9 protein-coding genes are annotated in these 14,810 nt (G+C 58.3%); 1 reads left to right on the top strand and 8 read right to left on the bottom strand.

The window, feature by feature from the left end; genetic code table 11:
• Positions 1-29: 29 nt before the first annotated feature.
• The 8 genes from ACQ4N8_RS01260 to ACQ4N8_RS01225 all read right to left on the bottom strand — a co-directional run bounded on the left by ACQ4N8_RS01260 (position 30) and on the right by ACQ4N8_RS01225 (position 13,633).
• Positions 30-2,273 carry an alpha-galactosidase gene (locus tag ACQ4N8_RS01260; RefSeq protein WP_430702495.1) on the bottom strand — a complete coding sequence of 748 codons (2,244 nt, stop codon included), beginning with the start codon at positions 2,271-2,273 and terminating at the stop codon, positions 30-32.
• Between the two features lie 33 nt (positions 2,274-2,306).
• A complete protein-coding gene (locus ACQ4N8_RS01255; protein ID WP_430702494.1) occupies positions 2,307-3,125 on the bottom strand; it encodes a carbohydrate ABC transporter permease in 819 nt (272 codons plus the stop codon).
• Positions 3,125-4,003: a carbohydrate ABC transporter permease gene (locus ACQ4N8_RS01250; RefSeq protein WP_430702493.1), complete on the bottom strand. Its 879-nt coding sequence runs from the start codon at positions 4,001-4,003 to the stop codon at positions 3,125-3,127. Before ACQ4N8_RS01250 ends, ACQ4N8_RS01255 begins: the two co-directional genes overlap by 1 nt.
• A gap of 66 nt (positions 4,004-4,069) precedes the next feature.
• Positions 4,070-5,401 carry an ABC transporter substrate-binding protein gene (locus ACQ4N8_RS01245; protein WP_430702492.1) on the bottom strand — a complete coding sequence of 444 codons (1,332 nt, stop codon included), beginning with the start codon at positions 5,399-5,401 and terminating at the stop codon, positions 4,070-4,072.
• A gap of 151 nt (positions 5,402-5,552) precedes the next feature.
• Complete coding sequence (locus ACQ4N8_RS01240; protein ID WP_430702491.1) at positions 5,553-7,187, bottom strand: response regulator; 1,635 nt, start codon at positions 7,185-7,187, stop codon at positions 5,553-5,555.
• Positions 7,180-8,970: a sensor histidine kinase gene (locus ACQ4N8_RS01235; RefSeq protein ID WP_430702490.1), complete on the bottom strand. Its 1,791-nt coding sequence runs from the start codon at positions 8,968-8,970 to the stop codon at positions 7,180-7,182. The genes ACQ4N8_RS01240 and ACQ4N8_RS01235 overlap by 8 nt, the downstream gene beginning before the upstream one ends.
• A gap of 36 nt (positions 8,971-9,006) precedes the next feature.
• Positions 9,007-9,948: a hypothetical protein gene (locus tag ACQ4N8_RS01230; protein ID WP_430702489.1), complete on the bottom strand. Its 942-nt coding sequence runs from the start codon at positions 9,946-9,948 to the stop codon at positions 9,007-9,009.
• Between the two features lie 328 nt (positions 9,949-10,276).
• Positions 10,277-13,633, bottom strand: a complete 3,357-nt coding sequence (locus ACQ4N8_RS01225; RefSeq protein ID WP_430702488.1) for a DUF5107 domain-containing protein — start codon at positions 13,631-13,633, stop codon at positions 10,277-10,279.
• A gap of 222 nt (positions 13,634-13,855) precedes the next feature.
• Between ACQ4N8_RS01225 and ACQ4N8_RS01220 the strand changes: the two genes are divergently transcribed.
• Positions 13,856-14,806, top strand: coding sequence for a helix-turn-helix domain-containing protein (locus ACQ4N8_RS01220; RefSeq protein ID WP_430702487.1), 951 nt, complete (start codon positions 13,856-13,858; stop codon positions 14,804-14,806).
• The last annotated feature ends 4 nt before the right edge of the window (positions 14,807-14,810 follow it).

The following is a 14,810-nucleotide window of genomic DNA, read 5'->3' as shown; positions in this document are numbered from 1 at the left end:
GTTTTTCTTATCAGCACCATCGTTGAAAGTCATAGCCGCCGCAAGTATACGAATTGGCTGGCGTAATCGCCGGACAAAACCAGCGGCAGGCCGAGGTTCATCAAGGTGGAGCCGTGCCGGACGGTGCTCTCGGCCGAGTCGGCGGCAGTGCCGTTCGGGCGGTCATCATGCTCGTCGACGGTGTGGCCCGCGGCCTCCGGCAGGCCGGCGCCCGGCGTCTCCACCCGGTACAGCGCCTCCGGGTCCAAACCCTGCAGCCGCAGCCGGGTCTCCGAGGCGCCGAAATATTGCGCCTGCCGGAAGGCGAACACGGTCAGCTCCTTGCGGTCCCGGCTGATATACTGCCAGGCGGCCAGGTCGCCTTCTTCGAAGGACGCAAGCCGGTACAGGTCGCCTTCTGCGATCAGATGCCGGAGCCGCTTATACTGCGCCACGTATCTGCCGGCTTCGGCGATTTCCTCCTCCGACCAGCGGGCGATGTTCGCGCCAAGGCCAAGGCCGCCCAGCATGGCGCTGTGGAAGCGGAAAGAAAGCGGCAGCGAGCGGCCGTTCATCCCATGCGGAGACTCCGTGACCCAGCACATCATCGCGGAGGGGCTGTACGCGTAGGAGAAGCCCTCCTGGATCGTCAGGCGGTCGCGGGCATCGGTATTGTCGCTGATCCAGGCCTGGTCCGCGAACCGCAGCATGCCCAGATCGATGCGCGAGCCGCCGCCGGCGCAGGTTTCGAACTCGACGTGCGGGAACCGGCGCCGGAGCTCGGCCCAGATCTCATACAAATGAGCCACATGCTTGACCCACACCGACTCCTCGGCATGCTCCCGCAGCGGGACCGCGCCCGGTTCCGTGACCGTGCGGTTCATGTCCCATTTAATAAAGGCGATGTCATAGGTGCCTAGCAGCTCCGTCATGAAATCGAGCACAAACGCCTTTACTTCGGGTTTCCCCAAATTCAGCATCAACTGATTCCGCAGCAAAGTTCCTTCCCGCGTCGGGAATTGATACACCCAATCGGGATGCCGCCGGTACAGATCGCTGTCGGGATTGACCGACTCCGGTTCGACCCACAGCCCGAAATCCATGCCCAGCCGCTTGACCTCTCCGATCAGCTCCTGCAGCCCATTCGGGAATTTCTCCGGGTTCACCTGCCAGTCGCCGAGCCCGGCCCGATCACTGTGACGCCCGCCGAACCAGCCATCATCCACGACGAACCGTTCCACGCCCATGCGGGCCGCCTGCTTGGCCAGCTCGATTTGCTCCCAGACATTGACGGCGAATTCGGTCGCTTCCCAGGAATTATAAAGCACCTTTCGGATCCGGGAGCCGGGCAAAATATAATCGCGCTGGTACAGGTGCAAATGCCGGCTCATCGCGCCGAAGCCCTCCGAGACGAAACCGCCCGTAAAGACGGGCGACGTGTAGCTCTCTCCCGGTCCCAAAGCAAAGGCGCTATCGAAATCGTTGATACCGCCGACGATGCGAACCTGACCGAAAGCAGACTTCTCCAGCGCGATTTTCCAGTTGCCGCTCCAGCCCAGCGCGCCGAACCAGACGTGGCCGGAGGTTTCGTCCGCCTGTCCGCCGTCGAGCGCAAACCATGGATTGGCATGCGATCCGGTGAAGCCTTGCCGCGATTCCAGCACCTTTTTGCCTTCCGTCAGCGGCCCCCGGCGCAGTTGGAATTCCCCGGCCCAGCGGCCGGTGACATGCGTCAGCCGTACGGACGGCAATGAAGGAACTGACCAGGCCGCAGCCATCGCTTGATCGATGCGGACGGGAACGTCCTCCTCATTCACGAGCGTGACCGATCTTTCGATCAGGTCGTATTCCTCGATGACCCGGTAATGCATCTCCACCCGCAAGCGATAAAACGCATCCCGCAAGCGGATGGTCAGCCGGTCCGGCGGCGGGACCTCTCCCCCGGGCATGGCTTTGCCGGGTTCGATCGTTTCCGATTCCCCGCCCCGCGCTAGTTCATAGCCTTCATACGCCAGCCGCAGATCACGAACGCCGTTATTGAATTTCACCTTCAGGCACGGCTCCGCGTACAACGTGCCGCCCCAGCCTCCGTACTCCTCCCATTCGCGGTTCACTTCCGCATCAAAGGAGCTGTGGTGCCGGATTCTCAGCAACTCCGCGCATTCCGCCGCTTCCACCGGGGCTCCCCAGTATAGGTGCTGGACGGCGCCGCGTTCATTGACGCCGAAGATATAAGACGACCGTTTCGTGCGGATTTCAAATACGTTCCTGGATGCCAAATACGCAATCGGCATAGCTCGCTCCTCCTCTCTTTCTCCCTGTTTCGTTTATCCTTTGACGGCTCCCGCGGCGATCCCTTTGATGATGAACTTCTGCATCAAGAGGAAAAACGCGATGACCGGGATCATGCCCATCACGGCATAAGCAAACGCCAGATTCAGGTCGCTGCTGTATTGCCCGAAGAAGAAATACTGCTGCAGCGGGATCGTGCGGTATTGGTTATCCTGCAAATACAGCAGAGGCAGCAGGAAGTCGTTCCAAATATACAACGCGTTCAGCACGATGACCGTCGCCGTCACCGGCTTAAGCAGCGGAATGATGATCTTGGCGAATATCCCCGGTGTGCTGCAGCCGTCGATTTTGGCGGCCTCTTCGATTTCGCGGGAGATCTGGCGGATAAACGCCGTATAGAACAGCACCCCCGTCTGAATCCCGAACCCGCCGTAGATCAAAATGATGCCCCAATGCGTGTCGAGCATGTGGAGGGTTTTTCCGAGTTTGTACAAGGGCAGCATGGTTACCTGGAACGGGATCATCATGCCCGACAGAAACAGCATGAACACGATATTGTAAAAAGGTTTGTTTCTTCTCGCGATCGAATATCCGGCCAACGCGGACACCAGCACGATCAGGGCGACGGACAACCCCGTGATGATCAAGCTGTTCATGATCGCCGCCGGGAATTTGGATGTCTCCCAGGCATGGACGTAATTGGCGAAATTCAGGCTGGACGGCAGCGCGTAAAAGCTGTCGAACGTCTGCTTCGCCGTCTTGAACGACATCAGCACGGCCACGTAGATCGGAAACAAAAACAGGATCGCCAGAACCAGAAATACGAGAAACACGATGAGTTTATTGGCCTTCATTACAGCTCGACCTCCCGTCTTCTGGAAATGGACATCTGCACGACCGTCACGATGACCAGGATCAGGAAGAACATCATCGATAACGCCATCCCGTATCCGCCCTTAAACGAAGCGAACGAGGTTCGGTAAATGTAGGTGGACATGACCTCCGTCGCGAAACCGGGGCCGCCGTTCGTCGTGACGTATACCAGGTCGAATACCTTCAAGGAGCCGGTCAGCACCAGCAGCAGGTTGATCGTCACGGAAGGCGCCAGCAGCGGCAGCGTAATGTTCAGGAACGTCTTCCACGTCCCCGCGCCGTCGATCTTGGCGCTTTCGTGGAGTTCGCCCGGAATGCCCTGCAATCCGGCGATATAAATGATCATCGGCGAACCTACGCCCTGCCACAAAGCGACCATAATCAGTCCGAACAGCGCGTAGTCGGGATTGCCGAGCGGGCTCGAGACGTCGATGCCGAAACCGCTGAGCAAATTCGGAATGCCCGTACTGTAGTTATAGCTCCAGACGAACCCCGCGAGCACGATCGAAATCACGCTCGGCAGGAAAAAGACCGTCCGGAACAAGTTTCGCCAAGGCAGGAAAGCATCCAGCACCAGCGCCAGCAGCAGTGACAGCACATTCACGAGAATCGTCAGAATGATCGCATATTTGAACGTGTTCCATAAAGCGTCCCAAAAACTCGGGTCCGCAAAAGCCTGCACGTAATTGTCAAAGCCGACGGAAGCAAACGAATTGGAAACCCCGTCCCAATCGGTGAAAGAATACCGGGCTCCCATGATTAGCGGAATCACGACCGCCATCACGAACAAAGCGATCCCCGGCAACATAAACAGGACATACCACATTTCGTTTCTGGCTGTGCGTTTCAAGTTCTCCATAGGTTAATCCTCTCCTAAATCGACGAAAGGCACAGGCGCTTGCCCATGCCTTCCGTCAAGGTTGCTCTATTTATGGTTTTTGCTGACCCAATCGTCCATGTCGGCGATGATTTGGTCCATGGTCGTTTTGTTGAAGAACAGCTTTTGCAGGTTCTGATCGAACGGGGAACGCCAGTCGATCGTCGTTTTCGCCAAATAGAGCTGGGAATCGTACGTTTGCGCTTCGTCGAAATACGGCTGCAGGTCCTTAAGGGCCGGAGCAATATCCGTCGAGGTGCCTTTGACGTAGCTGAGCGACTTGATATTTTCCACCCAAGCGTCTCCGCCTTCTTTGCTGGACATAAACTCCAGGAATTTCAGCGCGGCCTCTTTATGTTTCGTTTTGCTGCCGATCGCCAGCGAAGCATCCGCGTTGAAATCCAGCTTGTTAGCACTTTCGTCATTGCTGAACGGATACGGGAAGTAGCCCAAATCATTGTTGTACAATTCCGGGTTTTTCTTCTCGATGTCCGGCAGCGGCCAAGTGCCCATGTACATCATGCCGACTTCGCCTTTGGCGAACAGGTCGACGGCGCCGTTGTAGTCTACGCCCAATTGGTCTTTGTTGCCGAGTTCATACAGTTTCAACGCGTGTTCCATCGTCGTTTTCACGGCCGGATTGTCGGCGAATTTCGCTTCTCCGGTTTCGATCTTCTCGAAGAAGTCCGATTGGCCGATCAACGCCGAATTGCTTGGCATATCGCGGGTATCCCACATCGTCAGCGTCCAGGCATCCTTCCAGCCCAGCGCGAACGGCGTTTTGCCGGCAGCCTTGATTTTCTCGGCGGCGGCGATCATCGCGTCCCAGGTTCTAGGCACTTCCAAACCCAATTCGCTAAAGATCTTCTTGTTGTAAAAGACGGCGATCGGGTTGGCGTTCAGCGGCATGATATAATTCTTGCCGTCCGTGGCCTGGCCCTTCACGACGTTCTCGTCGAAATTGCCGAGGAACGGCTGGCCGGTCAAATCCATCAGGTAACCGCCGTCCGCAAACAGTTGGGTGTTGAATCCGGCGTTCAACGTAAAGACGTCGATGATGTCCCCGCCGGCCAGCTTCGTCTTCAGCAGCGTGTAGTAATCGTCGTATTTGACGGGTTGTACCTCGACCTTAATGTTCGGGTTCTCGCTTTCGAACTGTTCGACGATTTTATTGATTTGATCGGTAAAATCGCTTTTGAAATGCATGAATTTGATCGTAACCGGCTCATCGGAGGCTTCCGTTCCGCCCGAACCTTCCGCCGCATTCGAGGTGCCCCCGGCGTTACCGTTGGCCGATGGTTCCGCATTATTCCCGCCGCACGCGGCAAGCAGGAGACCAAGCATCAGGACGCATAAGCTTAGCGACATCCACTTCTTCATCTGTAGTTCCCCCTTCGTCTTTGTAGATAAGGTTGGATGGAAGGGCCTCCTAACGGGGCAGCTTGCATTTGCGTTTTTAGCCCCTCCGTCCTGTTCTTATCGTACCGATTCGCCGCCTGCGCCGGAATAAAATAAATGGTCGGCCTGATGTTCAATTTTTTGTGCTGCCGGTTTCGTCCGCATGCGCTTCGCGATATTCGGAAGGGGTTTGGCCGGTACTTTTTTTGAACACCTGACTGAAATAACGTTGATTTTCGTATCCGACCAATTCGGAAATATCGCTGATCTTCCGATCCGAAGACCGCAGTAGCTCGCAGGCCTTCTCGATCCGCTTCCGGGTCACGTATTCGATAAAGTTCTCGGCGATCACCGATTTGAACAGCTTGCTCAAATAACTGGGGTCCAAATGAAAGCGGGTGGCCACGTCGATCAGGCTCACATCCTCAAAATAATGCGCATCCAGATAAGCCTTGATCAGCTGGATCGCCTGCGCGGATTCCGGTTCCCGGCGGCCCGCGCCGTACGCTTCGATCGCAGCCATCCAACCGTCCATAAGCTGCCGCAGTTCGCCGGGATCCAACACCCCGGTAATCGTCCGTGAATCGAAGACAGGCGGATGAAGCGTGGATGCGGCGATGCCTTTCAGCTCGGACAAGACCGCTTCCAGGATCTTGGCAAGATCCTGGTGCAGCCGGGCGATCGTCATGACGGCGGTACGCTCCACCCGCTCCAAATAATCGTTCAGCAGCCGCCGGCAGTCCTTCACGCTGCCGGAGCCGAGCGCCTGGCGAATCGCCTGGACGTCAAACGACGTCAATAGTTCCTGTTCTTTAGACGGCTCCGTTTGATCGGCCGAGGAGATCGTCAATCCCGTCCCGTGCAAATCTTGCCTTAAGATGGCGCGATAAGCAGCTTGATAAGCCTCGGGGAGCTCGGCAAGGGAAGCGAATTTTTCGCTGATTCCGGCCAGCACTTCCAGCTTCAGCATACGGCGGACGGCTTCGTGAAACGCCCGCAACCAGCGATGCGGCTCGAACGGTCCGGATTCCCCGTTGGGCGAATCCAGGTGCGACGGCGTTTCCGGGACGACCAGGCAAAGGCTCATGCCATCATCCGATTTGTAAGCCGGTGCGAGGTCGTCATGGAGAATTTCCCGCAAAATGTTTTCGATGCTGAACATCAGCAAATCCGCATTGCCGTGAAAGCTGGTACGGGCCGCCTCAAGGAACCGGCGGTACCGGATGACGACCAGCCAATAGTCCTGATGGGCTTCAATCCGCAACTCCTCCGCCTGCTGCACGATATCCGATTTATTGGCGATGCGCCGGCCGGTTACGTTTTGCAAAAAAACGCTGCGTTTCATCCGCCGCATTTCCCGGGTTTCGATCTGCCGTTGCTGCAAGTTCATGTAGCCGCGTATCGCTTCGATCGCTTTGATCATCGAGCCGTGCAGCTCCTTGGGCGATACCGGCTTCAGCAAGTATTCGCAGGCCTGATAGCGGATCGCCGCCTTCAAGTATTCGAACTGCGAATAGCCGCTGATCACGATCACCCGGATGTCGCCGTAGCGTTCGTGCAGCGTCTCCAAAAACCGCTGTCCGTCCATCACCGGCATGTTCATATCCGTGACGACGATATGCGGCTTGCTGATCGCGATAAACTCCAGCGCTTCCTCGCCGTGTTTGGCCTCGGCAATCACCTCGACATCGAGGGCCAGCTCGCTGATCATTTTCCGGATCGATTTCCGCCCTAAAGATTCATCGTCCACGACCATCACTTTATACATGCTCCGCACCCCCCTGTTTATAAGGTATCGCGATGCTTACCGTCGTTCCCTCGCCCGGCCTGCTGTCGATCCGGAGTCCAAAGGGCGGTCCGTAGAACAGCCTTAGCCGCTCATGCACGTTCCGCAGCCCGATCGATACGCCGGCGAATACTTCCGAGGCGGGATGGGCCAAGGCCGTCCGCAATGCCTTCAGCTTGTCCGGCTCCATCCCCGGCCCGTCGTCGGAAATCCGAATCAGAACGGTATCCCCGTCTTTCACCGCGGACACCTCGATGCGAACGGAGCGGTGGCTCTCTTTGCCCAGGGCATGCACGATAATATTCTCCAGGATCGGCTGCAGCACGAAGCGGATGATCCGGCAATCCATCAATTCCGAATCCACGTTAAAAAACGTCTGCAGCGAGTCCTCGAACCGGAACTGCTGAATGTACAAATAATTGTTGAGATGGACCAACTCGGCGCCGATCGTCGACGCCATGTTGCCTTCGTAGAAGCTGTAACGGAACATGTCGCCCAAAGCGCGGCACATTTCATGGATCTCGTAGTCACCGGCCAGCACCGCTTTGCCGCCGATCGTCTGCAGCGTGTTGTACAGGAAATGCGGGTTGATCTGCATTTGCAGAGCCAGGAACTGCGCCTCCTTGTTCCGCAGCTGCATTTTGTATTCCTTCTCGATCAATTCCTGGATCGTTTCGGTCATAAAGTTGAAATTCGCGGTCAGCTCGGACAAATCGTCATGCCAGCGGTTCGGCTTGAGCGTTACGTTGAAATTCCCTTTCCGGACTGACTTCATCGCTTTGCCGAGATGTTGGATCGGCCGCGTGATGAACTGCTGGGCGAACAGCGAAAACAAGGCGATCACCAGCATGACCAACAGGAATGCCGCAACGGTGATGCGCAGCGTCGTTTGGCGGTTATGAGCCAGCTCCGTGCTCGGGTATACGATGCTTAGCCCGATGTTCGAATGGTCCAGCAGCGAATTGCTGATCAGCAGGTTTTGGCCGTCCGTAAAACGCAGCTCATGCTCGTTGCTGTCATCCAGCTCGGCGGGCGGCACGTAACGCCCAATCTCCCGGGCGTAAACGTCGCTCGTCCGATAGAACGTCTCCCCCCGGTCGTTCTGCAAGACGATGACGTTCGGCGCCCGGTTGTACGTCTCCATTTTTTTGGCGAAATCCTTGCCCTGCACGTAAAAAACCAGGGTACCGAACTTTTTGCGGTAAAAGGGGTCATATATGGTTAAGGCATAGACAAAAAGATCCTGCTCGATTGCGGGATCCCGATACGAAAACATGAGGGAATGCTGAAACGGCAAATCGACGATTTCGCCCGAATGCGGGGTGCTTTGGCCCAGGGTGATCGCATTGTAGCTATCGGCCCTGGACCAGCTGTCCCGCAGCGAATTGTCGCCCCCGAGCACCATGATTTTGATGATGTCCGGATTGTTGCTCACCACCAGCCGGTAATAGCTGGCCAGCGATTCCCTGACGTCGATGATATCGGCGTCGTTGTAGTTGGTTCCGTACTCCATCAGGTCGATCACGCGCTTAAAGCCGTAGACCTGGAGCGCCGACGTGGAAAAGCTGCGGAAATATTCGTCCAGGTAATCGGATAAATATTCGGCGTTCTGGTCCGAGCTGCGCACCATCGCCTGCTCCAAGGAGCGGGTGCTGTTCTGGTAGAAGAGGTACGATAAAACAAGCAGGGGGACCAGCGAGATCAAGACCGTGCTCCAGACGATTTTGGCGCGGATGCTCAGGTTCATAAACAGCCGTTTTATCACTTGGATTCCCCCTGATGTCGTGATGAATGGGATTGCTCAAATCATGTTTACTTCAAGATGCCAACGGTACATACCGCCGGGCGGTACGACGGCGGCTTCGCCTTGGCGAACGGCATGGGCGAGATCGTCCATGCGGCCCGTGGCCGGCTCCAGCGCGAGATGATAGTTCCCGCCGAAGCCGCCGTAATTGGCCCAGACCGCCAGATAGGGGACCCGATCCACGGGATAAGCGAACGTTAGCGCTTCTCCGGTTTCGGGATCGCGGAGCCCGGCGAATCCGGCGCGGAGCTGGCCGGTGAAATAATACTTCTCGGCAAAGCGGCCGACGTTGGGCTCGACTATGCTTAAGTCTACCGTGACCCCATCGGCGGTTTGCGCCAGCGGCCAAGGCTGCTTGTCGCCGAATTGGCCCAGCCGTCCGCCCTCCGAATACGACACTTCGATCTCGGCCGGATCGCCGGCGACGTGCAGCGTCATCCCCTCCCGCGCCCGCAGCAGCGGATGGGCTGCCCACAGGAAGGAGAACGGGGCCTCCGACCGGTTCGCCACGGCGTAATCGATGCGCAACGTACCGGCGGTGACGAAGGAATACGTTTTTTCCAGCAAGTACGGAAACCGCTGGCCTTCCACGCGACAGGTTAGGGCCCGGTCCGTCACGCCATGCTCCCACGGCATCGACCAGACCTCCCCGTGATCGGGGACCGGCTGCCCCTGCCACGGCCCCTCCGGGTACGCGCCGGCGTTGATCGCCGGGAACATTTCGTCCCAGCCGCTTTCGTCGCCGGCGGCGAAGGACGAGCCGTACCCGCCGTTGCCTAGCGGTTTGCCGCTGCGCCAAAGCCATTCGCGGCCTGTCGCTAGGTTCCGCAGCGAGATCATCTTGCTGCCCAGCTCCGGGATGACGGAAACCGACATCAAGCCGGTTTCCCCCGTCCAGGCGGCATAGCCGTCCACTTCAGTCTTTCGCCATTGTACCATCCGGGCGCTTCCTCCTCCAAACCGGTTTATCGATGCGTTAGCTTCGGTCACGTTGCCTCAAATCCGCCTCGTCGTATCTTGTTTTGTACGATTTTTCGTACAAAAGCTCTGCTCCGGCCGATACGTGAGAGCCTTTGTACGTTTTTTCATACAAAACTCCTGCAGCCAGTCGACACTCGAGAGATTTTGTACGATTTTTCGTACAAAATCCCCGTATCTGTCCATCGCTTGAGAGATTTTGTACGACTATTCGTACAAAATCCCAGCAGCCGGCCGTTCTAGGAGTACATTTATATCCACTATTCCCCCATTTTTCGGCACGCCGAGCTTACCGGCACATCCGCTGGTGAATCATGGCGCCCTGATGCCCCGGATCCAAAGCCAGCACTTCGTCGAACCGGGCTTCCGCTTCCTCCGGCCGGCCAAGTCCGAGAATGCCCAGCCCCAGCATATAGCGGCAGTGGATTTCGTTGCGTTTGTTCAAATCGTCCTCAAAGACGAGGAAGTCCGGCAGCGAGACGGCGAAGTAATCGAATTCCACCTCGTCGAACAGATGCTGCTCCGCGTAATCGACCAGCTTGTTGAACCGGCGTTTGGCTTCTTTCTCCACGCCCAGTTTTAGCCATGCCAAGCCTTGGTAGTAAATCATATCCGGCGGCTGATCGTTGTAATACATCGCTCCGGCCGGCTCCTCCAGCCCTTGCGAGGCGGCCGTCCAATAATGCTCCGCCCGTTCTCCAACGCCCAAACCTTCGTAGGCGCATCCCAGATAATAAAGGATGTTGTTCTCTTGCGCGCCGGCCAGCTTGCCTTCCCCGAGGTTCTCCGGGTAAACGAGCGCTTGCTGCAGCAGCTCGGCCGCCTGTTCGAATTTCCCTCCCGCGAGCGCCCGCTTGCCCAGTTCGACATGGGCCAGCACATATTGTCCGGTCACCTTGCCTTCCCCGCCTTCCCAAGGGTGGAACTTGCGCGCATTCAGCGCCCGAACCGCTTCTTCATGGCGGCTGAGGGAATTAAGCAGCGTGACGTATTCCAAATAGAGGTCGTCGCGTTTCTCGAGGAGCGGCTGACGCCCTTCCACTTTGGCGAATCTCTCCGCCGCCGGGCGGCCCAATTTCTTGTAAAGCTGATCCAGCTCGTAAAAGACGCGGGCATCCGCCGTATTGAGCGCAAACGCGGTTTCCAGCGCCTCCAGCGCGGCTTCGGGATCCTGCCGTTTGTTATAGTAAGCGAGCGCCAGGTTGCGGTGCACGGTCGGGAAGCCGGCGTTCAAGGTCCGGGACGTTTCCCAATGGGCGATGGCCTCATCCGGGCGTTTCTTGTCGTACATCCAGTTGCCGAGATAGTAATGCGCCTTGTCGTCCTGCGGATCGTGCCGAACGGCGCTCTCCAGGACGAGCAAATCGAGCAGGCTGTTCGGGAAGCAATAGTCCGCCGGCGCGGCCTTCCCTGCCTGCCGGTACAACGCGGCCCGTTCGCTGCGCCCGGCCTGCTCATGCGCGTAAGCCAGCGTGTAATGCAGCATCGGGTAAGCGGCGGCAGAAGCATCCGGCGCGATCCGCTGCATCACTTGCACGGCTTCGTCGTACAAGCCGCTGCAGATGTAGTCCGCGGCCAACTGCAAGAGGTTATGCGCGTCGTCCCGCATGAACCGCTTCAGCTCGGCCAAGGCGGCGTCCGCGTCCGCGGTTTCGCCCAAGGCCAGCAGCGCGGCCCAGCGCTCGTTCGCCGCGCCGAAGTCGGCCGGGTCCAGCGCCAGCGTCTCCTCGGCATAGCCGAGGGCTTCGGCCGGCCGCCCGAGCTTGCGCAGCAGCGCCGCCTTCAAATGCCGCGCCTTATAGTTGCGGCTATTACGGATCAGCGAACGCTCGACAAGCTCGAGCGCTTCCGCGTAACGGCCCCGGCCGCAAGCGATACCGGCCAGCGAGAAGTAGCCGCTGTCCTGCCAAGCGGCGGACCACACGGATTTGTAGAAGGCGGCGAACGCTTCGCCTTCCCGCCCCTGCAGCTTGAGCGCCAGGCCAAGCTGGTACAGCGCCTCGCTGTCGTACGGGTTCGGGTTGCGCCAAGTCAGCGACTTCACCGCCGCGCGGAAATGCTGCTCGGCTTCGGCGAACCGGCCCCGGCGCAGCAGCAGCGTGCCGTAGGCAACGTTGAGGCGAATGTCGCCCGCATCCCGCTTCAGCCCTTCGAGGTAATACGCCTCCGGCTCGAAGGTCGCATGGCGGTATTGCTCCAGGTGCAAGCCGGCCAAATACAGCTGCTCGTTCGTCTTCAGCTCCTGCGGCTTCGGCAGCGGCTTGGCCGCCTCCGGCACCTGCTCGATCGACAGCTCGGCCGGTCGGTACGAAATCAGCAGGCGTCCTTCGCCATCGCGTACCGTCACGGTCAAATCATGCGGCCGGTCGCCTTCGTCCAGCGCCACGACCGACTTGTAGGTCGAGGTTGGCGACAGCGGCACGGTATCGGTCACGTAAGTGCGGCGCGCGCCTTTCAGCTCGATCACGGCATTTTCATACGCGGCGGTGGCATAAGCCAGCACGGTCGCGGTACGCGCCGTTTCGTCGACCTCCAGGTTGACGGCGGCTTCGATCGAAGCGTTCTTGACGACGCCGATGTCTTTGTACGGCATGAAATACTGCTTAAACGACTTCTCCTCGTACGGCTGCAGCCAGGTGAAATCCGGCTGGTTGTCGGTGTACACCCCGGTCATCAATTCGATGTACGGGCCGTCCTCGTCCGTCAGGTTGCGGTCCCAGGCCTGGCCGAATTCGCCGTTGCCCCAGGTCCATTGTTTTTTGCCGGGAGACACGTGGTGGTTCGCTACATGCAGGAGTCCGGCCTGCACGCCATGGTCGTAGCCGCCGACGAAATTGTAGTCGGATTTGTAAGCCATGTAGGACGTCGGCACGGGGATATTTTTGTAGCGGGAAATGTCCACGCCTTCCGAGTAGTCCATTTTGTAATAAGTACCCGTGGCGATCGGGAACCGCGACACGTCGCGTTTGCCGTGGTCGAACACCGCGTTGACGTCCGGCGGGAACACGGACTGCGTATGATCGTTCACCGCAACGGCCGGATTGGCCCACCAAAGGAACGTCTGCGGCTCCGGCGTCCGGTTGTACAGCTGCGCGGATATCTCCAGATACGCCTTCCCCGGATACAGCGTAAAACCCGCGGTCACCTTCGTGCCGTACATCCGGTCGATTTCGCTGACCCATACGGTGGCGCTGCCGTCCTCATCGCGTTCCAGCCGGTATTCGACCGGGCCGTACGTGTTTGGCCGGTGATGCTGCGGCCAGTTGAACTCGATGCCGCCGGAAATCCACGGCCCCGCGAGGCCGACCAGCGCCGGCTTGATGACGCGGTTGTAGTAGACGAAGTCATAGTTGTTCGTTTTGTCGAGGGCGCGGTAAATGCGCCCGCCCAGCTCGGGCATGATCTCGATCCGGACGTATTCGTTCTCCAAAATCACCAGCCGGTAGCTGACGTCCTTCTTCTCGTCGGCGATTTTATCGATCACCGGATGGGGGTAAACCCGGCCGGAGCTTCCTTGATAGACCCTTTTTTCCAGAAACATCGGGTTCTTGTCCGGCTCCCCGACCCCGTACGTCGGGATCGCTTTATCCTCTTCCCATGCACGAACCGCGGCGGCTTGATCGGCCCCAGGTTGCTGTACGCTCATTGGATATCCTCCCAGTAAGTTAAAGTAGCGGTATAACGAAGCTTCGTTTGCCTTACCCCTACTCTACCGCCGGGCCACGCAAAATCCAATTGACGAAATGCGGTTGATGATGGATTATATTCTTATTCGGAAGCATGATCTGATTAGTCAATCAATCAGTCCGTTTCACAATCATGAATTATTTTCTGAAAATCAATCTCTAGCCATGGAGGCTCGCCGACGATGGAAAACATCCGCAAACCCGAAGGCTTCGCCGCGCAAAAATTGTTCGTTCAGCCGGAGTACATGGTAAAGGAATTGGCCGAGTCGGACTTGACCCGCACGCTGTTCGTCAGCGACATCGGCTTTTTCCCGAACGCCCGCTACCATTTCCGCGAACGCCCGGAAGGGTCGGAGGCGAATATTTTCATCTATTGCGTGGACGGGGAAGGGTGGATGGAACGGCCGGACCTCCCGGCCGACCGGGCGAATCCGTCGGAGGCCAAGGCGGAGGGCGCCGGCCCTGCCGACCGGGGTTACCGCCTTTCGGAGCGGCAGCTGGCGGTCATCCCGGCGGGGACGCCGCACCGTTACGGGGCTTCCGCCGACAAGCCCTGGAGCATTTACTGGTTTCACCTGCAAGGTAAAGACGCCGCGTCCCTGATCGCCGCCTACGGCTTGGATCAAGGCGGCCCCGTCACGCTGCCGCTCAGCGTGCACGCGCAGCTACTGGAGCAGTTCGAGCAGTGCTACAGCCTGCTGAGCGATAAGAGCTACTCGCTCCTCGTGCAGATCCACGCCGCGCAGACGATGCGCCATCTGCTCAGCAGCATCGGGCTCAGCGCCGAACGTTCGGCGCAGGACCGCAAGCGCGAGCGTTACCTCGACGAAGCCGTCCGCTACATGACCGAACGGCTGGCGGACAGCGTCACGCTCCCCGAGTTGGCCAAGCATACCGGACTGTCGAAGCAGCATCTCGTGTATCTGTTCAACCGCGAGGCCGGCTGCCCGCCTATCGAGTATTTTTTGCGGCTGAAAATGCAGCGGGCCGGACAATTGCTCGACCTCACCGGCTTAAGCGTCAAGGAAATCGCCGGCGAGGTCGGCATGTCCGACCCGTATTATTTTTCCCGCCTGTTCAAGAAAATCACGGGCTATTCCCCCACCGAATACCGCCGTATTCCCAAGGGGTAAGGCG

It is taken from the genome of Paenibacillus macerans, assembly GCF_050565405.1.
GTDB classification, from domain to species: Bacteria; Bacillota; Bacilli; order Paenibacillales; family Paenibacillaceae; genus Fontibacillus; species Fontibacillus macerans_B.
Note: the sequence above shows the minus strand (reverse complement) of the source record. Positions and strands in the feature narration are given on the sequence as shown.